We start from the raw sequence: 19,713 nt of genomic DNA on the forward strand, positions 1-19,713 counted from the left end.
CCTTCACGTCGGGTGGACCGCGCGGAGCGACGCCGTCGCCGCCCGCAACGCGTCCGCGTCGGCCGGCCGGTCCTCGGGCAGACCGGCGAGGAGCTTGTCGTACGCGGCCAGGTCGAGCAGGCCGTGCCCGCTGACGCAGACCAGCACCCCGTGCCGCGCCGGGTGCCCGGGTTCGCGGCCGGTCGCCACCCGGACGGCGGCGGCCAGCGCGTGCCCCGACTCCGGCGCGGGCAGCACCAGCTCGGTCAGGGCGAACGTCCGGCCGGCGGTCAGCGCCTCCCGCTGGCCCACCGCCAGCGCCGAGATCTGCTCCCGGTGCCGCATGGCGGAGATCAGCTTCGCCGCGCCGTGGAAGCGCAGCCCGGCCGAGTGCGACGCGGGGATCGCGTACCCACTGCCGATCGTGTACATCGGCTCCATCGGGCCGGTGCCGGTGGAGTCGGTGTGGTCGTAGGCGTACACCCCCCGGGTCAGCTTCGGGGTGGCGCTGGACTCGACCGCGATCAGGTCGGCGGGCACCTCCAGCTCGCCGGCCCGCCAGGCGGCGAAGAACGGCAGGGCCAGCCCGCCGAAGTTGCTGCCGGCACCCACACAGCCGATCACCGCGTCCACGACGGCGTCGACGGCGGCGAGCTGGTCGATCGCCTCCAGGCCGATCACCGACTGGTGCAGGATGCTGTACGTCTCGCCGCTGCCGATGCAGAACGCCCGCTTCGGGTCCGCCCGGGCGTACTCGACGGCCTCGCCGATGGCCAGCGCGAGGCTGTTGCCCTGCCCCGGATGCTCGGCGGCGGCGCGTCCCACCCCGGTCAGCGGGCTGGGACTGGCGTGCAGCTCCGCGCCGTAGAGCCGCATCAGGCTGCCCCGGTACGGCTTGTCGCGCAGGCTCCCGCCGACCATGAAGACGGTGCAGGCCATGCCGAACGCGGCGCACGCGGCGGCGAGGGCGCTGCCCCACTGCCCGGCGCCGGTGCCGGTGACCAGCTCCCGGAAGCCCGCGCGGTGGTAGTAGTGGGCCTGCGCCAGCGCGGTGTTGAACTTGTGGCTGCCCGAGATGTTGCCGCCCTCGTACTTGACGTAGATCGGGACGGTGGCCCCGATCTCGGCCTCGAAGCGGCGGGCCCGCCACAGCGGCGCCGGCCGGTAGGCCCGGTAGCGCTCGGCCACCGGCTCCGGGATCGGCCAGAACTCCCGGGTCGAGACGCTCTGCCGGATCAGCTCCAGGGGCAGGGTGGCGGTCACCGGGCCGTCGGTGTCCGCCGGTGTCACGTCCGCGGGCAGTTCGTAGCCGAGGTGCGGCAGGACGCTGCGCCAGGCCCGGGGTGTCTCGGTCACGGCTCCTCCTTCACCACTTCGGCGACGACGTCGACCAGGTCGGCGACGGTCGTGAAGACCCGCCCGGCGAAGATGTCGTCGGGCAGCGTCACGTCGAGTTCGTCCTCGAGGCGGACGAGCATGCCGAGGAAACCCAGCGAGTTGACCCGCAGCAGGTCGCCGTTGAGCGGTTCGAGGTCGTCGACCGTGGCGGGGTCGACCGCGAGCCGCGACTCGCGTACGACCAGCCGTTTCACCGCATCGTTGATCAGGGCCCGGTCGGTCATGCCGCCTCCGTCCCGCCATCGCGCAGCCGGCCCCCGGCGTCGACGACCCAGCTCCAGGTCAGCAGGGCGGACAGGTTGACGGGGCCGCGTACGTGCAGCCGGCCGGTGGCGATGGACAGCTCCGGTCCCAGCCCCATCGTCGGGCCGTCGTGCAGGCGCAGGGAGCCGTTGACCACCAGCGCGGCGGCGTCCACGCCGGCCAGGAACGCGGCCACGACGGCCGGGTCGGCGGCCACCACGCCCTCGGTGTGCCGGGAACCGAAGCGGCGGATGTGGGCCACCGCCTCGTCGAGGCCGGCGACGGGCCGGATGCCGACCGCACGTTCCAGGAACTCCCGGCCGTCGTCGGCGGCGGTCAGCTCGGCCACCGGCGCCCCGGCCGGCGCGGCGGCGGTCAGCCGGGGATCGACCCGCAGCAGCCACGGTTCGGCCAGCCCGGCGCCGGCCCACAGCAGGGCCCGGGTCAGCTCCTCGGCCACGTCCGCGTGGGCCAGCACCAGTTCGAGGGTGTTGCAGGCGGTGGGCTCGCCCAGCTTGCTGTCGAGGGCGATCCGGGCGGCCAGCTCCAGGTCGGCGCTGCGGTCGACGTAGAGGTGGTTGACCCCGCCGCCGCTGGCGATGACCGGGATGGTGGAGCTGGTCAGGCAGTAGTCGATCAGGGACGGGCTGCCCCGGGGGATGAGGACGTCGACCGCGTCGTGCCGCTTCAGCAGGGCCCGCACCAGCCGCCGGTCGGGGTCGGTGACGACCCGTACCGTGCCGGCGGGCAGCCCCGCGTCCTCCAGCGCCTGGCCGACGACGACGGCGAGGGCCCGGTTGGTGGCCGCGATCTCCGCCCCGCCGCGCAGGACGGCCACGTTGCCGACCGCCACGGGCAGCAGGGCGCCCTCCACCGTCACCGTCGGCCGCGCCTCGAAGATCATCAGAACCACGCCGAGCGGCTTGGGCAGCCGGCGTACGGTGGCGCCGTTGCCGGCGCGGTGCCCGGCGCTCGGGGCGGTCACCGCCGGCAGCGCCGCCCGGGTGCGCGCGATCAGGTCGACCAGCGCGTCGAGGTGGCTCTTGCCGAGCGCCAGGCGGTCGACCAGCTCGGGGCCGAGGCCGGCCTCGGTGCCCCGGGCCACATCGGTGGCGTTGGCCGCCAGCACGTCGGCCCAGCCGGAGGTGAGCCGGTCGGCGAGCGCCTCGCAGTACCGGTCGTAGCGTCCGTCGCCGGGCGGGGGCAGCTCGGCCCGGGCCCGCGTCGCGCCGTCCAGGATGTCGTCCACATCGGTCACCACATGAACTGCCCACCGTCCACGATCAGCTTCTGCCCGGTCAGGTATCCGCTCGCCGGCCCGACGAGGAACTCCAGTGCGTCGGCGATCTCCTCGGTGGTGCCGATGCGGCCCCGGGGGATCTCCGCGACCACCGCCGCCCGGGCGGCGGGATCGTCCAGCCGGAACCGGGTCACCAGCTCGTCGGTCTCGGTCATGCCCGGGATCAGGCAGTTGACCCTGATCCGGGGCGCCAGCTCCAGTGCCAGGCACTTGGTGAGCTGGAGCAGGCCGGCCTTGCTGGCGCAGTAGTTCGCGCCGTTGCGCCGGGGGCGGATGCCGGTGGTGGCGCCCACGTTGACGATGACGCCGTCGCCCTCGGCCGCCAGCATCGCCGGCGCGAACCCCCGGGTCAGGTGGAAGACGCCGGAGAGGTTGGTGTCCACCACCCGCCGCCAGTCCTCGGTCGACATCTCCAGGAACGGTCGGTCGATGTTGATGCCCGCGTTGTTGACCAGCACGGTCGGCGGGCCGTGCTCCGCGAGGACCGTCGCCACGGCCGCGCCCACGGCGTCGGCGTCGGCGACGTCGAGCCGGATCGGATGGAACGCGTCGCCGAGCTCCGCCGCCGCCGACGCCGCCGCGACGGCGTCACCGCGGTACGGCGCGACCACCCGGTGCCCGAGCTTCACCAGCCGGCGGCTGAAGGTGAGCCCGATGCCCCGGGTACCGCCGCTGACGACCGCCAACGGGCTCATCGCAGCACCGCCCCGGAGGCCCGGCCGAGGAACGGCGTCACCTCGTCGACGAGCTGCGGCAGGCGCTCGGGGTCGAAGACGTCGAAGTGTCCCGCGTCGAGCCGCCCGGCGCTCAGGTCCGGCGCGAGTTTCCGCCACCGGGCCTCGGCCCCGGCGCGGAACGACGCGAACTCCTCGTCGGTGCACATCAGCATCAGCACCCGGCCGGCGTAGGACCGGTCGGCCCGGTAGTCCGCGAGGGCGGCGACCTGCGTGTCGAAGACCCGCCGGACCCGCTCGACGGTCGCCGGATCGGGACGCGGCCCGAGCATCCCGACGATGGTCTCGCGGACCCGGGCGTCCTCCTCGGCCGTGGCGCGGCGCGGCAGCGGCGACGCGTCCACCAGCACCAGGTCGGGCAGGTGCCCCCGCTCGGCCAGCCGGACGCACAGCTCCCAGGCGACCGAGCCGCCGAGGGACCAGCCGAAGACGGCCGCCGGGACCGTGCCGTCCGCGTCCAGCGCCCGCGCCGCCGCGTCGGCCATCTCGGCGATGCTGAGTTCCGGCTCCTCGTCGGGCAGCAGGCCGGCCGCGCGTACCGCCGCCACGTTGTGGGTCTTGCCGAGCGCCGCGGCGAGCCGCAGGTAGGGGTGCAGCCCGCCGCCTGCGCCCGGCAGCAGCACGCACGCCGGCCGGTCGCCGCGCCGCAGCAGGGGGACCAGCCGGCCGGGCAGTCGGGTCGTCACGGCGTCACCGCCGCGTCGCCGCCCCGCGCCGTGCGGACGAGCCCGGCCAGGGTGGCCACGGTGGGCGCGGCGAAGAAGTCGACCAGGGGTACGGCCACCCCGTAGCGCTCCTGCACCTCGGCGAGGGTGGTGAAGATGTTCAGGGAGTGGGCGCCGTACTCGATGAGCGGACGGTCCGGCCGGATGCCCACGACGTCGAGCACCCCGCCCCACAGCCCGGCCAGCTCCCGCTCCAGCTCGTCGGCGTACGTGACCTCGGCGGTGTCGGCGCTCTGCTGCTCGACCAGCAGTTCGTCGGCGAGCCGCAGCAGCGCGTCGCGGTCGGTCTTGCCGGTCGGTGTGGTCGGGACCCGGTCGACCGGGAAGATCCACAGTGGTCGCATGTAGACCGGCAGCGCCGTGGTCAGCCGCTGGCGGACCTGCTCCGGGTCGACGGTGGAGTCCGCGTCGGAACGGACGAACAGCCCGAGTTCCCGGTCGGCGCCGGTGCCCCGGACCACCGCGACCGCCTGTCGTACGCCGTCGACCTGGTTCGCGACGGTCTCGATCTCGCCCAGCTCGATCCGGTATCCCCGGATCTTGACCTGGGTGTCCATCCGGCCCAGGAAGACCAGGTCGCCCCGGTCGTCGCGCACCACGAGGTCCCCGGTGCGGTACATGGTCCCGCCGGGGGTGCCGGAGAAGCGGTCGGGCACGAACCGCTCGGCCGTGATCTCCGGGTCGTTGATGTAGCCGTCGGCCGGGCAGTCCCCGCCCAGGAGCAGCTCACCGGCGACGCCGGGCGGGGCGAGGTGGCCGGTCGCGTCGACCACGTACGCGCGCACCCCCGGGTACGGCTGACCGATCGGCACGTGGGCCGGCCACACCACGTCCCGGTACGACAGCCGGTGCGACGTGACCGCGTGGGTCTCGGTGGGGCCGTACAGGTTGACCAGGGTGCAGTGCGGGTGGGCGAGGAAGAACTCGCGGATCTCGTCGTCGACGGTGAGCTGCTCGCCGGAGACGCACAGGTAGCGCAGCGCGGGCAGCCGGGTGCCCCGGGCGGCGGCGGTCTGCACCAGGGGACGCAGCGCCGCGACCGGCAGGTAGACGTGCGTCACCTGGGTCGTGGCGATCCGGCTGAGCACGGCGGTGAACATCCGCCGGTCGGCCGGCTCGCGGGAGACCACCGTCCCGCCGGCGGCCAGGGTCGGCAGGATCTCCTGGAAGGAGACGTCGAAGCCGAGCGGGGCGTACTGGAGGAAGCGGGTCTCGGCGTCCATGGCGAGGGCCGCGATCTGCCAGCTCGTGAGGTTGGCCAGAGGGCCGTGCCCCATCTGGACGCCCTTGGGCTGGCCCGTGGAGCCCGACGTGTACATCACGTAGATCGGGGCGGCGGGGTCGGCCAGCGGGTCGGGCACCGGCTCCGTCGTGGCGGCCAGGTCCGCCACCGCGACCGTGGGCACGTCGGGCACCAGCGCCTCGCCGACCACGAACTCGCAGCCGGCCCGCCGGACCATGTACTCCAGCCGCTCGGCGGGCAGGCCCGGGTCCAGGGGCAGGTACGCCGCGCCCCGGCGGAGGATGGCCAGGATGGCGGTCACCGTGTCGCAGAGGGTCGTCGCGGCGAGGCCCACCACGGCCCGGGGGCCGACCCCGTGCGCGGCGAGCCCGGCGCTGATCCGCTCGGCCTCGGCCAGCAGCTGACGGTAGTCGAGCTGGCGGGTCGGGTCCTCGATCGCCGGGGCGTCGGGCCGCCGTCGGGCCGCCGCCGACACCCAGTCCCACGGCGTGTCGCCGGTCAGCGGGCTGGTCCAGCCGTCGGAGCGGACGCTGGCCGCGGCGGAGGCGTCGGCGAAGAGGTCACCGAGCCGGCACGAGCCGTCGGAGACCGCCGCGCGTACGGCGTCGCGCAGCGAGGTGAGCAGCCCGTCGGCGACGACAGGTGCGATGAGCTGCCGGTCGTACTCGAGTTCGAGCAGCCAGCGACCGTCGACCGGGGTGGCGCCCAGCCAGAGGTCGAACTTGGCGGTGCCGTTGCCGGGCTCCAGGACCCGCAGCACGGCCCCGCCCGGCTCCGGCGTGAAGGTGTCCTGCATGGCGAGCATCGCCGAGAACAGCGGGTTGCGGTTGCTGGACCGGTCGGGCCGTACGTCGGCGACGAGGCGGTTGAAGGTGACGTCGACGTTCGCGCGGCAGAAGTCGATGGACTCCCGGACCACCTTGCCGAGATGCTCGTCGACGGTGCGGTTCCACTCCACGTCGACGGTGACCGGCAGCGTGTTGACGAAGAAGCCGCCGAGGTCGAACGCGCCGATGGTGCGGCGGGCCATGAACGGGCTGCCGACGAGGACGCTGGACACGTTGCCGTGCCGGGCCAGCACGGTGCCGTAGATGCCGGAGAAGAAGACGAACGGGGAGATCTCCAGCCGCCGGCAGGTCTCCGACAGCGCGGCCGTCTCGGCCTGGCTGAGATACCAGCTCACCCGGTCGCCGGTGAACTCCGTCTGCACGGCGCGACCGGGCAGGGGCGCCAGCACCAGGGGCGGGACCTCCCGCAGCCGGGCGGCCCACTCCCGGGACCGTTCGACGACGCGGTCGGAGGCGGCGGTGCGGTTCTGCGCCGCTAGCTCCTTGACGAAGGCCTTCTCGCGGGCGGCCCGCCGCTGCTCGATCTCCGCCCCGGCGAGGCGCCCGGACAGCGCCTCCTGGAGGTCCCGTACCAGCGGACCCATCGACACGCCGTCGAGGATGATGTGGTGGTCGCACATGAGGACCGCCACGCGGGGCTCGTCGAGGCAGCGGACGACGGCGAACCGGTACGCGGGGCCGTTGGCCAGGTCGAACTCCGGCCGGCCGAGGCGCCGCTGGGCCGCGCCGACCGCCTCCTCGAAGTCGCGCCGGCGGGCCGTGACCCGTTCGAGCGGGAAGTCCTCCGGGCGCGGGGGCGGGGTGAGCCGGGCGTGCATCTCGGGCAGCAGCCCGAAGACCTGGCGCATGGCCGGCTGGACGGCGACCACCGTGGCGAGTGCGCGCTCGATCGTCTCGTCGGGGATCGACGGGTCGATGTCGAACCGGACGAGCTGGTTGTAGACGGCGTGCCCGGGTGAGCGTTCGTTGACGACCAGCAGCCCCTTCTGCGACTCGGTGATCGGCAGCCGCTCCGGGGCGGTCTCCGCCGCGAGCTGCGTTCCGGCCGTCGTGGTCACCGTGCGCCTCCGGTCTCGGCGCCCATGGCGCTCAGCTCGCGTAGCCACTGCTTGAGGTCGCCCACCGTGCGCAGATCCACGAGGCGGGTGGCGTCGATCTCGGCGTCGTCGTCGTTGGCCAGTTCGACGGCGAGCCGCAGCAGGGACAGCGATTCGAGGCCGGCCTCCAGCAGGGGGGTCGAGTCGTCGAAGGCCACCGACGCGTACTTCGCGATCGTCGTGTCGAGGTCAGCTGGAGTCGTCATCCCTGCTTCCCGTTCACCTGAGGTCGGCCGCGCCCGGGCGATCGGGAACCGGATGATCGCGGTCGCCGATCGAGGTGGGGGCCGACTGAATTTGCGCTTGGAAGTTCTACGGGTCCGAGCATCCCGGCCCCGATGTTCTCTCGATGTTCGCAAGATGGAATGTCGTTGGTCGCTGATTCGGGCGGCGCTGCGGGATCATCCGTATCGGGGGATGGGGCGGCACAAGAGGGGCGTTGAGCAGTGGCCGGGGCGGAGGTGGCGGGCGGCAATGCCCCCGCAATCGCCGCAGATGCGGCACGGACCGACAGAACTCCCCGGTGCGCATTATTCGGGCCGTCGGCGGGGCGCGGGCCGCCCACCGGCGCCGGGCGGCCGGAGCCCGGGAACCTCTCGGCGTGAGGATGGACACGCCTCTTCGGATGACCTATGGTGCAACAAGCGCAACGCAGAGTATTCCCAAAAGGTGCGAAAGGGATTTTTCCGCGATTGTTGGAGTTGCCTGTCGATGCCCGTACGCCCACACCGTCAACGCGCGGACCCCGATGACCTGCGACTCCCTGCCGCCCGTCGACCGGTCGATCGGAATTGCCGGCATGACGGGACGGATGCGCGGGATCGGTCGGCCGCCCGCCCGGTTCCACATGTCACCTAATTGACAAGCGCGGCCGGCCAAATGGTCCTTTATCGTTTGTCCGGGTGGTGTGCGCACTTCGCAGCGGAGTTCCCATTCACTTCTCTGAATTCAAGACCGTGTGAGGGATTGTCGTGGCCACAGCTCAACCCACAGTGCAGGCGGATCCGCCCGGAGCCAGGCGAAACGAATGGATTCTGGTCATCTTCACGGGCACCACGAACATCGCCGACGCGGTGGCCCGGATCGCCCTCCCGCTGCTCGCCGCGCAGATCAGTCGATCACCCGTCGTGGTCACCGCCGTCGCGGCCATCATGAGCCTGCCGTGGCTGGTGGCCGCGCTGCACGTCGGGGTCTTCGTCGACCGGATGGACCGGCGGGCCCTGCTGATGGGCGCCGAGATCGCCCGCATGCTCTCCGTCGGCGCACTCCTCGTCGCCGTGCTCGCCGCGAGCCCGACCCTGGCGCTGATCTACGCCGCCGCGCTGGTCATCGGCCTGGCCGACGTCGTGGCCGGCATCGCCGGAGCCTCCATCGTCCCGTCGGCCGTGCCGAAACACCGGTGGGAGACCGCCAACGCGCGGATCACGGCCCTGGAGTACCTGTTCAACGGCTTCGCCGGGCAGCCGATCGGCGGCTTCCTGGTGGCGATCGGATTCGGCCTGGCCCTCGGCGTCACCGGCTTCGCGTACGTGGCCGGCGCGGTCCTGCTGCTCCTGCTGGTCGGCAACTTCAAGGTGGCTGCCGCCACCCGCAAGCGTTCGGTCAACGAGGACATCCGCGAGGGCCTCCAGTTCCTCTGGCAGCACCGGCTGCTCCGGACGATGGCGCTGCTCATCGCGATCATGGCCGGCTGCTGGGCGGCGTGGCTCGCCCTCATCCCGGTCTACGCCGTCGGCGGCCCGCTCGGGCTCGACGAACGGCAGTACGGCTTCCTGCTCACCTGCCTCGGCGCGGGTGGGGTGGTCGGCACCGTCATCGTCGGGCCGGTCAACCGGTGGATCGGCCGGCGCTGGTCCATGTTCACCGACATCGTCGGCGCCTTCGCCCTCGTCGCGGCCCCCGCGCTGCTGCCCGCCGCGCCGTCCAGCGCCTGGGTCATCGGCGCCGCGGCCTTCATCGCCGGTGCCGGCGGCACGATGTGGACGGTCAACTCCCGGTTCATCACGCAGTCGCTGGTGCCGGCCGACATGCTCGGTCGGTTCAGCGCGGCGAGCCGCCTCGTGGCCTGGGGCATGACCCCGGTCGCCGCGATCCTCGCCGGCATCCTCGCCCAGGTCTTCACCTACCAGGTGGCCTTCGGCTTCTTCGCGGTGCTCTGCGTACTGCTGATCTACCCGTTCTTCAAGGTGGTCACCCGCGAGCGGATCGCGGAGGTCGACGGCCCGGCCGAGCCGGCCGCCGCCCCGGCGCCCGGCGGGGGCCCGGACGGGGACGGGGGCGCCGGCACCGCCGACGACGGCGGGGACCTGCCGGAGGCGGCGACGACCGGCGGCTCCCGGTGAGCACGGGCGGCCCGACCCTCTTCCAGGCGTTCGCCGACACGGTCCGCCGGTATCCCGACGCCCCGGCCCTGCGCGTCGCCGGGCACGAGCTCACGTACGCCGAACTCCTGGACCGGGTCGAGCGGCTGGCCGGCCGGCTGGCCGACCCGCACGGCCGCCCGCCCCGGGTCGTCGGGCTCTGCGCGTCGCGCAGCCTCGCGGCGTACGTCGGCTATCTCGCCACGCTGCGCCTGGCGGCGACCGTCGTGCCGCTCAGCCCCGACGCGCCGGCGGAACGGATCCGGCGCACCTGCGCCCACGCCGGGGTGGACGCCCTGCTCGCCGACGACGCCGGTCGGGGAGTGGTCGACGAGGCGGCCGGGCCGGTCCGCGTCCTGCACCTGCCCGACACCCCCGAGCACCGCTGGTACGACGTGCCGGCCGAGCGGTGGACGCGGGCGTACGACGGCGGCCCCGACGACGTCGCCTACACCCTGTTCACCTCCGGCTCCACCGGCACGCCCAAGGGGGTGCCGGTCCGGCACCGCAACCTGACCCCCTACCTCGCGCACTGCGTCGAGGCATACCAGGTGGGCCCGGGCTCGCGGCTGTCGCAGACCTTCGAGCTGACCTTCGACCCGTCGGTGTTCGACATGTTCGTCGCCTGGCTGTCCGGGGCGCTGCTGGTGGTCGCCGCGCCCGGCGACACCCTGGCCCCCGTCCGCTACGTCAACGACAACGGGATCACCCACTGGTTCTCCGTACCGTCGGTGGTCTCCCTGGCCCGCCGCCTGCGCGGCCTGCGACCCGGGAGCATGCCGGGCCTGCGGTGGAGCCTCTTCGCCGGCGAGCAGCTCACGCTCGCCCAGGCGCGGGCGTGGGCGGACGCCGCGCCGCACAGCACCGTGGAGAACCTGTACGGGCCGACCGAACTCACCGTCACCTGCACCCGCTACCAGCTCCCCGCCGATCCGGCGCGATGGCCCCGCACCAGCAACGACACCGTGCCGATCGGGCGGATCCACCCGCACCTGGAGGGGGTCCTGCTGGCGGCCGACGGGACCGCCGGCGACGACGGCGAGCTCTGCGTACGGGGCAGCCAGCGCTTCGACGGCTACCTCGACCCCGCGCAGAACCACGGCCGGTTTGTCGACCACGACGGCCGCCGGACGACTCCGGTCGACGGCCTCCCCGGCCCGGCGAGCTGGTACCGGACGGGGGACCGGGTCCGCCGGGAGGACGGCGAACTGGTCCACCTGGGCCGGCTCGACGACCAGGTCAAGATCCACGGATACCGGATCGAGCTGGGCGAGATCGAGTCCGTCCTGCGCCGGCATCCGGGGGTGCACGACGTCGTCGTCCTGGCGCTGCCCACCGGCGCCGGGGAGGTCGAGCTGCACGCGCTCTACACCTGCGACACGGTGGCGGAGCCGGCGTTGGCCGCGCTGGTGGCCGACCACCTGCCGCCCTACATGGCGCCGGCGCGCTACCACCGGGTCGAGTTCTTCCCGGTCAACGCCAACGGCAAGGTCGACCGCCGGCGGCTCGCAGCCGACGTCGGGCTGGTCTGAGCGGCAGCGACACCCACCACGCTCACGAATCGAGAGCAGAGATGCCCATCCCGCGGCAAGCGTCACCCGCCCGCCTGCGTTTCCGGTTGATGGGGCCGGTGGAGTTCCACGACGGCGTCCAGTGGCGCGGGATCGGCTCGGCGAAACAGCGCGCCCTGCTGGCGATGCTGCTGCTCAAGGCCGACCAGGTGGTGTCGCTCGAACAGTTGGTCACCGAACTCTGGGACGACCACCCGCCGGCCTCGGCCAGCGGCCTCGTCGCCGGGTACGCGTGGCGGCTGCGCCGTGCCCTCGACGACCGCGACGGTCAGGTCCTGACCACCCGCAGCCCCGGCTACCGGCTGGTGGTCGCCCCCGAGACGATCGACATCGGCGAGTGCGAGCGGCTGATCCGGCAGGCCCACGCCGATCTCGCGGCCGGCCTGCCGGAGGCCGCGGTGGAGGGGTTCGACGCGGCGCTGGCGCTGTGGCGCGGCGTGCCGCTGGCGGACGTCCGGCCGACTCCGCTGGTGATGGCCGAGGTGGCCCGGCTGGAGGAGACCCGGATCGCGACGGTCGAGGCCCGCATCGGCGCCGAACTGGAGCTGGGCCGGCACAGCATGCTGCTGCCGGAACTCAAGGTGCTCGTCAGCCAGCACCCCCTGCGGGAGCGCCTGCACGCCCACCTGATGACCGCCCTGTACCGCGACGGACAGCAGGCGGTCGCCCTGGGCGCGTACCGGGACCTGCGGCGGCTGCTGGTCGACGAGCTGGGCATCGAACCCAGCGAGTCGCTACGGGAGCTGGAACAGCGGATCCTGCGCAACGACCCGTCGCTGCGGCTGCACCACCCCGGGGCCCGTCCGCCCGCCCGGGTCGCTACGCCGAGCCCGCCGGCCGCCCGGTTCCCCGCCGACCCGGTGACCCTGCACGGGCGGGACTCCGAGCTGGCGCGGCTGGTCGACGGGGTGCGGTCCGGGCGGCTGTGCGTGGTCCAGGGCCTGGCCGGCGCCGGGAAGACCGCCCTGGCCGTACGCGCCGCCCACGCGCTGGCCGCGGAGTACCCGGGCGGGCCGGTGTTCGTACCCATGGGCGGCGGGACGTCCGACGGCCCGGCGGAGGCCGCCCGGGCGGTGCGCGTCCTGGCCGAGGCGCTCGGGCTGCCGTCGCCGACGGGCGACCACTCCGCGTCGGGCTGGTCGACCCTGCTGACCGGCCGCCGGGTCCTGGTCGTCCTCGACGACGTGGCGACCGCCGCGCAGGTACGCGTCCTCGGGCCGGTGCCCGCCGGCAGCGCCCTGATCGTCACCTCGCGGTCCGGGATGACCGCCCTCGACGGCGCCGCCCGGGTCCCGGTCGCTTCGCTGGACACCGACGACGCGCTCGACCTGCTCCGCTACCACCTCGGCGCCGAGCGGGTGGACGCCGAGCCCGAGGCGGCGCGGACGCTCGTGCGGCGCTGCGACGCGCTGCCCCTGGCCCTGCGGATCGCGGCCGCCCGGCTGGCGACCCGGCAGAACTGGTCCCTCGCCGCCTTCGCCGACCGGCTGGCCGATCCCGCCGGCCGCCTCGACGCCCTGGCCTGCGAGTCGATGGCGATGCGGGACTGCCTCGCGGGCGCGGTGCGGGTGCTGGCCCGGTACGGCGACGGCGACGGGCTGGGGCTGCGGACGCTGCGCCTGCTCGGCCGGCTGGACCGGGGCACCGTCAGCGTGTCGAACCTCGCCGCCCTGTCCGGCCAGCCGCCGGCCGCCGCCGAGGTCGCCGCCGAACGCCTGGTCGACGCGGGGCTCGCCGAGGCACTGCCGGACGGCCGCTACCGCATCCCCGAACTCGTCCGGGCTCACGTGCGCGAGCTGGGCCGCAGCCCGGAGTGCGACCAGGTCGTCGGCCTGAACGCCCAGCGTCGCACCACGACCGCCCGGCCGCGCGGGTGAACCGGCGCGCGGTGGCCCGGGCGGCCAGCGTTTCCCAGCAGGCGCGCCGGGTGGGGGCCCGGATGTCGGTCGCCGGTCAGGCGACGGCGATCGCCTCGATCTCGATGATCCACTCCGGGTCGAAGATCCCGGTGACGATCACCGTCAGGGCCGGGCGGTGCGCGCCGAGCACCTCGTTGCGCACCTTGGTGTTGACGTCGGCGTGCCGGCGGTCGGCCAGGAAGGTGGTGACCTTGACCAGGTTGTCGACGCCCATACCGGCGTCGGCGAGGACGGCCCGGATGTTGTCCCAGACCACTCGGCACTGGCCCTCGGGGCTGGTCGGGACGTGACCGTCCCGGGTCTGGGGGATCTGCCCGCTGATGAACAGCATCCGTCCGGCGGTCTGGACCTCCAGCGCGTTGTGGTAACCGCCCGTGGCCTCCGGCACCGACTCGGGGTTGATCGGCCTCATCTGCATGGTCTCGATCACGGTGAAGTCCTTCCGATTGTCCGGGGGAATCCGGATTACGGACTGTGACCCTAGTCTAAAGGTCGTCCCGGGGTCCCGATCCCGGTCGGACGGGGATCGCGTCGTTCTGGCACCTGCCGAGTACCCGGACCGGGGCCCGGCCCAACCCTCCCTGGCGCGGGGAGCCGCCGCCGTGTGGACCCGCCGGGGTGTGGACCCGCCGCCGTGTGGACCCGCCGGGGTGTGGACCCGCCGCCGTGTGGACCCGCCGGGGTGTGGACCCGCCGCCGTGTGGAGCGGGCGGGCTACGGGCGGGCGGCTGCCCGGAACACGTCGGCGGTGTGCCGCATCGCGGCGGCGCGGCCCGGCGTGTAGCCGTACTCCCGGGCGAAGGCGGCGATGAAGGCGGACGGGCTGGCGTAGCCGATGCGGTGGGCGACCTCGCCCACGGGCCGGGTCTCCAGCAGCGCCAGCGAGGCGCGCAGGCGCAGCTTCGTCCGCCACTGCGAGTACGACATGCCGAACTCGCGGGTGAAGTCGCGTTGCAGGGTCTTGACGCTGACGTGCAGGCGTTCGGCCCATTCGGCGAGGCCGGTGGTGTCACCGGGGTCGTGGGCCAGCGCCATCGCGACCGCCACCGCGACGCCGGGACGGCCGGCCTGCCGGTCGTCGACCGGGTGGGGCGGGGCACCGATCCCGGCCATGATGCGGCCGCGGGCGTCGAGGGCGTGCCGCTCGTCGTAGCCGGGTTCGGTGAGCGCGACGATGAGCCGTGCCGCCTCGGCGTCGATGGCGGCGGCGCAGGCCCGCAGCCCGTCGAGGGCGGCGGGCACCTCGCGCAGGCAGATCCGGTAGACGGTCTGCCGGTCCGCCGCGTGCACCTCGTGGGTGACCGCCCGGTGGGCCCAGAACACCTCGTCGGGCCCGATGAAGCTGGTGTGCCGGCCGTGCCGGGCGGAGAGCAGGCCGTCGGGCGACCAGTAGAGCTGGTGCAGGAAGTCCTGCCGGTTCTCGCCGAGCGCCAGGCGGGTCACCGAGCGGTATCTCAGGACGAGGATGCCGTCGACCCGACCGAGGTTGTAGGCGAACTCCTCGCAGCTGACGGGATCCGCCGCGTGGGAGTCCGCAACGGTGACCTGACCTCTCCCCGACATGGGTTGACCTCTCGTCGACATCCCGGAAACCTTGGTAAGGCTAGCCTAAGCTTCGCAGCCCAGCGGGGCTGCCACCCCCTTGAAGCCCCTCGAAGGAACAGTAGATGTCCGTACGACAGCACTGGCGTCTGGCCGCCGCCGCCCTGGCTCTCGCCGTGGTCACCGGTTGCGGCTCCGACGGCGCCGAAACCGCGACGTCCGACGGCGCCTCCGACACCCGCGTCTTCTCCGCCGACAACGGCGAGATCACCATCCCGGTCGACCCCGAGCGCGTCGTCGCCACCGGATACGCGGTGCCGGTCCTCATCGAGGCGGACGCGGCCCTGGTGGGAATCTCCACCTGGAAGCGCGGCCTGGCGATGATGACCGAGCAGGACCGGGCCACCTACGACCAGCTGCCCAAGGTGGCCGGCGAGGCGGCTGCCGAGACCAACTACGAGGCCGTCGCCGCCGCCAAGCCGGACCTCATCGTGATCGGGGTGCCGAAGCCGGCCCTCGCCAGCCTCGACATGAAGCGGCTGGAGAGCATCGCGCCCGTCGTCGCGATCGGCCCCACCACGCCCGACGCCTGGCGCGAGCTGTCCCGCCGGCAGTCCGACGCCGCCGGCCGCAGCGCGAACTTCCAGGCGGCCAAGGACGCGTACGACAAGAAGGCCGGGGAGCTGAAGGCCAAGTACGGCACCGCCCTCGCCGGGTGGAAGTTCGGGCACGTGGGCAGCTACGGCGAGATCTCCAAGGGCACCTTCCACCGCGAGTTCGCCGGCTCGTGGGGCACCAACATCGCCCAGGACGCGGGCGTGACCTACTACGGCGAGGTCAAGGAGAAGGGCGGGGGCGGGCGCGACGTCACCGAGTACCCGGCGATCGAGGAACTGCCGGAGAGCCTCGGCGAGGCCGACGCCATCACGTACACGCTCCAGCCCGACGGCACTCCCGCCGAGGCCGTGAAGCAGGTGCTCGACTCCGCGCTGTGGAAGAACCTGCCCGCGGTCAAGGCCGGCCGGGTGTTCCCGTTGCAGTACACGGAGGCGGCGACGTACGAGTCGGCCCTGAAGACCCTCGACTCCATCGACAAGGCGTTCGCGCCGCTGCTCACACCATGACCGTCGACCGCCACGATCCGGCGGGCCGGGTCGCCGCCCACCACCGCGGGGGCAGCGGCACGGCCCGGATCGGCTACCCCATCGGCGTACGGCGCGTCCGGGTCGTCGCCCGGCGGCAGCTGACGCCGCGCATGCTGCGGCTGACCCTCGGCGGCCCGGCTCTCGCCGACTTCCACACCTACCAGGCGGACGACCACGTCAAGATCGTCTTTCCCGACCCGGACGGCACCCGGCGCGACCCCGTCCCCGACGGGCAGGGCATGCTCGACTGGCCCCGCCCGCTGCCGACCACCCGCAAGTACACGGTGCGCCGCTACGACCCCGTGACCCACGAGATCGACCTGGACTTCGTGCTGCACGAGGGCGGCGTCGCCTCGACGTGGGTGGCCGGGGCGGCGGTCGGCGACGAGGTGACGATCGCGGGCCCGCCCGGGGCGAAGGCGTTCCCGCACACGTACGACCACTACGTCTTCGCCGTCGACGCCACGGCCCTGCCGGCCGCCGCCCGGTGGCTGGGGGAAGCGCCGGCCGACGTGTCGGCGCACCTGGTGGTCGAGGTCGACGACGCCGCCGACCGGGACTACCCGCTGGCGGCGCGCGACGGGGTGGCGGTGACGTGGCTGGTACGCGAGGGCCCCGGCTCGACGCTCGCGGAGGAGGTCCGGTCGCTGCGCCTGCCGGCCGGGCGGACGTTCCTCTTCGCCGCCGGCGAGGCGACCGACATCAGGCCCCTGCGCGCCTGGAGCCGGGACCGTCTCGACTCGCTCATCACCGGGTACTGGAAACGCGGGATCGCCGGGCTTGAAGACTGACCTGCCCCGACGGGCGTCGCTCCTGCTCGTGTCCGCCGCGCTGCTCGTCGTCGCGGCGGGCGCGAGCATGGCCGTGGGGGCGCGCCCCGTCGCGCCCGCCGAGGTGTGGCGGGCGCTCACCGACTTCGCGGGCACCACCGACCACCTCGTCGTACGCGACATCCGGCTGCCCCGCACGCTCCTCGGCGTCTGCGTCGGCGCCGCCCTCGGTGCGGCCGGCGTGCTGATCCAGACGCTGACCCGCAACCCGCTGGCCGAGCCCGGGATCCTCGGCGTGACCGCCGGGGCCGGCTTCGCGATCAACCTGGGTGTCCTGGCGGGCGTCGCCGGCTCGCAGGCCGGTCAGCTCGGGCTCGCCGTGGTCGGCTCCGCCCTCGCGGCGGTCGCGGTCTACGCCGTCGGGCGGGCCTCGCCGCTGCGCCTGGTCCTGGCCGGCGTGGCGCTGAGCTGGGTCCTGATGGGCGTCTCGCTCGGCCTGCGGCTGACCTTCCCCGACGTCTTCGACCGGTACCGGTTCTGGTCGGTGGGGGCGATGGCCGGCACGGAGCAGACCCCGTTGGCGCTGCCGGTGCTGGTGACCGTGGTCGGCCTGGTCGCCGCGATGCTCGCGGCCCGGCCGCTGAACGCGCTGGCACTGGGCGAGGACGTCGCCCACGCGCTCGGCGCCCACGTGACGCGGATCCGGGTCACCGTCCTGGTGCTCGTCACCCTGCTCACCGGCGTCGCCACGGCCGTCGCCGGGCCGATCGCGTTCGTCGGCCTGATGGTGCCGCACCTGGCCCGGCGGCTGGCGGCCGACTCGATTCCCTGGATCATGGCGTACTCGATGCTCCTCGGTCCGTGCCTGCTGCTCGCCGCCGACGTCGGGTCGCGGATCCTGCTGCCCACGGGCGAGGTGCCGGTGTCCATCGTGACGGCGTTCCTGGGCGCGCCCGTGCTGATCTGGGCCGTCCGTCGGTACGGGGCGGCGGCGCTGTGAGCACGCTGACGCTGCGGGCGGGCCGGTTCGTGGCCGAGGTCGAACGACGTACGGCCGTCGTGACGGCGGCGCTCGTCGCGGTCGCCGCGGGCCTCGCCCTGCTGGGGCTCTGCCAGGGGCAGGACTGGGCCACCCCGGCGGAGGTGTTCACCGCGCTGACCCGGGGCGGCGAGTCCGCGTTCGTGATCCGGGAATGGCGGCTGCCCCGGGTGGCCGCGGCGCTGGTCTTCGGCGCCTCCCTCGGGCTCGCCGGGGCGGTCTTCCAGAACCTGACCCGCAACCCGCTGGGCAGCCCGGACGTCATCGGCCTCGACGCGGGCGCGTACACCGGCGCGCTGGTGGCGATCACGGTGCTGAACGGCACCGCCGGGCAGCTCGCGGCGGGCTCGGTGGCCGGCGGCCTGCTGGCCGCGGGGGTCATCTACGTGCTGTCGCTGGACTCCGGGCTCAGCGGCCTCCGGCTGATCGTCGTCGGGATCGCCGTCAACGCGATGCTGACGGCGCTCAACTCCTGGATCGTCCTGCGGGCCGAGATCGACGTGGCGCTCGCGGCGACCGGTTGGAACGCCGGCTCGCTCAACGGCGTCGACTGGGCCGAGGTCCGCCTCCCGCTCGCCGTCATCGGCCTGTTCGTGCTCCTGCTCCTCGTGATCTCCCACGACATGCACCAGGCGGCGCTGGGCGACGAGGTCGCCCGCACCACCGGCGTACGCCTGGGTCGGCTCCGGCTGCTGATGGTGCTGGCCGGCGTCGGCTGCACCGCGACCGTGACGGCGGTCGCCGGGCCGGTGGTGTTCATCGCGCTCGCCGCACCGCAGATCGGCCGGCGGCTCGCGCGGGCCGCCGGGGTGCCCCTGGTGCCGGCGGCGCTGACCGGCGCGGTGCTGCTGCTGGCCGCCGACCTCGTCGCGCAGGTGCTGCTGGCACCGGTCGCGCTGCCGGTCGGCGTGGTCACCACGGCCGTCGGCGGCTGCTATCTCATCTGGCTGCTCGGCATGGAGGTGAAACGACGGTGACCAGCCGCCTGACCGCGGAGGACGTCACGCTCGGCTACGGCGAGCGGGTGGTGTCGACGCGGGTGAGCCTGGCCGTGCCGGACGGCGCGTTCACGGCGATCGTGGGGCCCAACGCGTGCGGAAAGTCGACGCTGCTGAAGGCGTTCGTCCGGCTGCTCACGCCGTCGTCGGGCACGGTACGCCTCGACGGCCGGGACGTCGCCGGACACCGGCCGAAATTGTTCGCGCGTCAGGTCGGGTTCCTGCCCCAGGGCCTCGTCGCGCCGGAGAACATCGTCGTCCGGCGGCTCGTCGCCCGGGGCAGGTACCCGCACCAGTCCCTGCTCGCCACCGGGTCGGCCGCCGACGAGGAGGCCGTCCGGGCGGCCATGGCGGTGGCCGGCGTCACGGACCTCGCCGAGCGGCCGGTCGAGGAGCTCTCCGGGGGCCAGCGGCAACGGGTCTGGATCGCCATGGTGCTGGCGCAGGAGACGCCGTACCTGCTGCTCGACGAGCCCACCACCTTCCTCGACATCACCCACCAGTACGAGCTGCTGGCGCTCTTCGCGCGGCTGCGCGACGAGGGCCGCACGATCGTCGCCGTCCTGCACGACATCAACCAGGCGTGCCGCTTCGCCGACCACATCGTGGCGATGAAGGACGGCCGGGTCGTCGCGCAGGGGCCACCGGCCGACGTGGTGGACGCCGACCTGATGCGGGAGGTGTTCGGCCTGCCGAGCGTCGTGATGCCGAACCCGGTCACCGGGACCCCGATGGTGGTGCCGACCGTCTGACCCGCTGGCGGGGTTGACCTCAATCCCCGTTGAGGTTGTCGGATGGTGGC

The 19,713-nt window shown here is 73.8% G+C and carries 17 protein-coding genes; 8 read left to right on the forward strand and 9 right to left on the reverse strand.

Annotated features, from left to right (window positions below; all coding sequences use genetic code 11):
• Positions 1 to 3 precede the first annotated feature (3 nt).
• From ACGFIR_RS04360 to ACGFIR_RS04390, 7 genes are read right to left on the reverse strand one after another with little or no spacing between them, the layout of a single operon-like run.
• Entirely contained in the window at positions 4 to 1,335 is a 1,332-nt protein-coding gene (locus ACGFIR_RS04360) for a TrpB-like pyridoxal phosphate-dependent enzyme (RefSeq protein ID WP_393143172.1), read from the reverse strand.
• On the reverse strand, positions 1,332 to 1,601 hold the full coding sequence (locus tag ACGFIR_RS04365; protein WP_393000470.1) for an acyl carrier protein: 270 nt from the start codon (positions 1,599 to 1,601) through the stop codon (positions 1,332 to 1,334). Before ACGFIR_RS04365 ends, ACGFIR_RS04360 begins: the two co-directional genes overlap by 4 nt.
• Positions 1,598 to 2,878, reverse strand: coding sequence for a glutamate-5-semialdehyde dehydrogenase (locus ACGFIR_RS04370; RefSeq protein ID WP_393000468.1), 1,281 nt, complete (start codon positions 2,876 to 2,878; stop codon positions 1,598 to 1,600). Before ACGFIR_RS04370 ends, ACGFIR_RS04365 begins: the two co-directional genes overlap by 4 nt.
• Positions 2,875 to 3,615, reverse strand: coding sequence for an SDR family NAD(P)-dependent oxidoreductase (locus ACGFIR_RS04375; RefSeq protein ID WP_393143174.1), 741 nt, complete (start codon positions 3,613 to 3,615; stop codon positions 2,875 to 2,877). The genes ACGFIR_RS04370 and ACGFIR_RS04375 overlap by 4 nt, the downstream gene beginning before the upstream one ends.
• Positions 3,612 to 4,340: an alpha/beta fold hydrolase gene (locus ACGFIR_RS04380; RefSeq protein ID WP_393143176.1), complete on the reverse strand. Its 729-nt coding sequence runs from the start codon at positions 4,338 to 4,340 to the stop codon at positions 3,612 to 3,614. The genes ACGFIR_RS04375 and ACGFIR_RS04380 overlap by 4 nt, the downstream gene beginning before the upstream one ends.
• Complete coding sequence (locus ACGFIR_RS04385; protein ID WP_393143178.1) at positions 4,337 to 7,528, reverse strand: amino acid adenylation domain-containing protein; 3,192 nt, start codon at positions 7,526 to 7,528, stop codon at positions 4,337 to 4,339. The genes ACGFIR_RS04380 and ACGFIR_RS04385 overlap by 4 nt, the downstream gene beginning before the upstream one ends.
• Positions 7,525 to 7,773 (reverse strand): acyl carrier protein, encoded by a 249-nt coding sequence (locus ACGFIR_RS04390; protein ID WP_393000460.1) that lies wholly within the window; start codon positions 7,771 to 7,773, stop codon positions 7,525 to 7,527. The genes ACGFIR_RS04385 and ACGFIR_RS04390 overlap by 4 nt, the downstream gene beginning before the upstream one ends.
• A gap of 765 nt (positions 7,774 to 8,538) precedes the next feature.
• On the opposite strand from ACGFIR_RS04390, the gene ACGFIR_RS04395 reads away from it, so the two are divergent.
• Genes ACGFIR_RS04395 through ACGFIR_RS04405 form a run of 3 tightly spaced genes read left to right on the forward strand, consistent with a single transcriptional unit; the run spans position 8,539 to position 13,375 of the window.
• On the forward strand, positions 8,539 to 9,909 hold the full coding sequence (locus ACGFIR_RS04395; RefSeq protein ID WP_393000458.1) for an MFS transporter: 1,371 nt from the start codon (positions 8,539 to 8,541) through the stop codon (positions 9,907 to 9,909).
• Positions 9,906 to 11,459 carry an amino acid adenylation domain-containing protein gene (locus ACGFIR_RS04400; protein WP_393143180.1) on the forward strand — a complete coding sequence of 518 codons (1,554 nt, stop codon included), beginning with the start codon at positions 9,906 to 9,908 and terminating at the stop codon, positions 11,457 to 11,459. The genes ACGFIR_RS04395 and ACGFIR_RS04400 overlap by 4 nt, the downstream gene beginning before the upstream one ends.
• Before the next feature lie 41 nt (positions 11,460 to 11,500).
• Positions 11,501 to 13,375 (forward strand): BTAD domain-containing putative transcriptional regulator, encoded by a 1,875-nt coding sequence (locus ACGFIR_RS04405; protein ID WP_393143182.1) that lies wholly within the window; start codon positions 11,501 to 11,503, stop codon positions 13,373 to 13,375.
• 76 nt (positions 13,376 to 13,451) lie between these two features.
• On the opposite strand, the gene ACGFIR_RS04410 is transcribed toward ACGFIR_RS04405, so the two are convergent.
• Together ACGFIR_RS04410 and ACGFIR_RS04415 are read right to left on the reverse strand one after the other, a co-directional pair.
• Complete coding sequence (locus tag ACGFIR_RS04410) at positions 13,452 to 13,847, reverse strand: RidA family protein (RefSeq protein WP_393000452.1); 396 nt, start codon at positions 13,845 to 13,847, stop codon at positions 13,452 to 13,454.
• A 284-nt stretch (positions 13,848 to 14,131) separates the two neighbouring features.
• Positions 14,132 to 14,980, reverse strand: a complete 849-nt coding sequence (locus ACGFIR_RS04415) for a helix-turn-helix transcriptional regulator (protein WP_393143184.1) — start codon at positions 14,978 to 14,980, stop codon at positions 14,132 to 14,134.
• A gap of 104 nt (positions 14,981 to 15,084) precedes the next feature.
• Here ACGFIR_RS04415 and ACGFIR_RS04420 point away from each other — a divergent pair, with 104 nt between their 5' ends.
• Genes ACGFIR_RS04420 through ACGFIR_RS04440 form a run of 5 tightly spaced genes read left to right on the forward strand, consistent with a single transcriptional unit; the run spans position 15,085 to position 19,663 of the window.
• Positions 15,085 to 16,083, forward strand: a complete 999-nt coding sequence (locus ACGFIR_RS04420) for an ABC transporter substrate-binding protein (protein WP_393000448.1) — start codon at positions 15,085 to 15,087, stop codon at positions 16,081 to 16,083.
• The gene (locus tag ACGFIR_RS04425; protein ID WP_393000446.1) at positions 16,080 to 16,895 is read left to right on the forward strand and encodes a siderophore-interacting protein; all 816 of its coding nucleotides are present in this window, start codon (positions 16,080 to 16,082) and stop codon (positions 16,893 to 16,895) included. The genes ACGFIR_RS04420 and ACGFIR_RS04425 overlap by 4 nt, the downstream gene beginning before the upstream one ends.
• On the forward strand, positions 16,885 to 17,874 hold the full coding sequence (locus ACGFIR_RS04430; protein WP_393000444.1) for a FecCD family ABC transporter permease: 990 nt from the start codon (positions 16,885 to 16,887) through the stop codon (positions 17,872 to 17,874). The genes ACGFIR_RS04425 and ACGFIR_RS04430 overlap by 11 nt, the downstream gene beginning before the upstream one ends.
• A complete protein-coding gene (locus ACGFIR_RS04435; RefSeq protein ID WP_393143186.1) occupies positions 17,871 to 18,890 on the forward strand; it encodes a FecCD family ABC transporter permease in 1,020 nt (339 codons plus the stop codon). The genes ACGFIR_RS04430 and ACGFIR_RS04435 overlap by 4 nt, the downstream gene beginning before the upstream one ends.
• Entirely contained in the window at positions 18,887 to 19,663 is a 777-nt protein-coding gene (locus tag ACGFIR_RS04440) for an ABC transporter ATP-binding protein (protein WP_393000440.1), read from the forward strand. The genes ACGFIR_RS04435 and ACGFIR_RS04440 overlap by 4 nt, the downstream gene beginning before the upstream one ends.
• Positions 19,664 to 19,713 lie beyond the last annotated feature (50 nt).

Origin of the sequence: Micromonospora sp. NPDC049051, assembly GCF_043197575.1 — a bacterium.
Classification (GTDB): domain Bacteria; phylum Actinomycetota; class Actinomycetes; order Mycobacteriales; family Micromonosporaceae; genus Micromonospora.

What these genes read in the sequence shown, in the direction of transcription:
- ACGFIR_RS04375 (WP_393143174.1), bottom strand. Translation starts at nt 3,615, where the DNA reads ATGAGCCCGTTGGCGGTCGTCAGCGGCGGTACCCGGGGCATCGGGCTC.
- ACGFIR_RS04365 (WP_393000470.1), bottom strand. Translation starts at nt 1,601, where the DNA reads ATGACCGACCGGGCCCTGATCAACGATGCGGTGAAACGGCTGGTCGTA.
- ACGFIR_RS04425 (WP_393000446.1), top strand. Translation starts at nt 16,080, where the DNA reads ATGACCGTCGACCGCCACGATCCGGCGGGCCGGGTCGCCGCCCACCAC.
- ACGFIR_RS04420 (WP_393000448.1), top strand. Translation starts at nt 15,085, where the DNA reads ATGTCCGTACGACAGCACTGGCGTCTGGCCGCCGCCGCCCTGGCTCTC.
- ACGFIR_RS04405 (WP_393143182.1), top strand. Translation starts at nt 11,501, where the DNA reads ATGCCCATCCCGCGGCAAGCGTCACCCGCCCGCCTGCGTTTCCGGTTG.
- ACGFIR_RS04415 (WP_393143184.1), bottom strand. Translation starts at nt 14,980, where the DNA reads ATGTCGGGGAGAGGTCAGGTCACCGTTGCGGACTCCCACGCGGCGGAT.
- ACGFIR_RS04390 (WP_393000460.1), bottom strand. Translation starts at nt 7,773, where the DNA reads ATGACGACTCCAGCTGACCTCGACACGACGATCGCGAAGTACGCGTCG.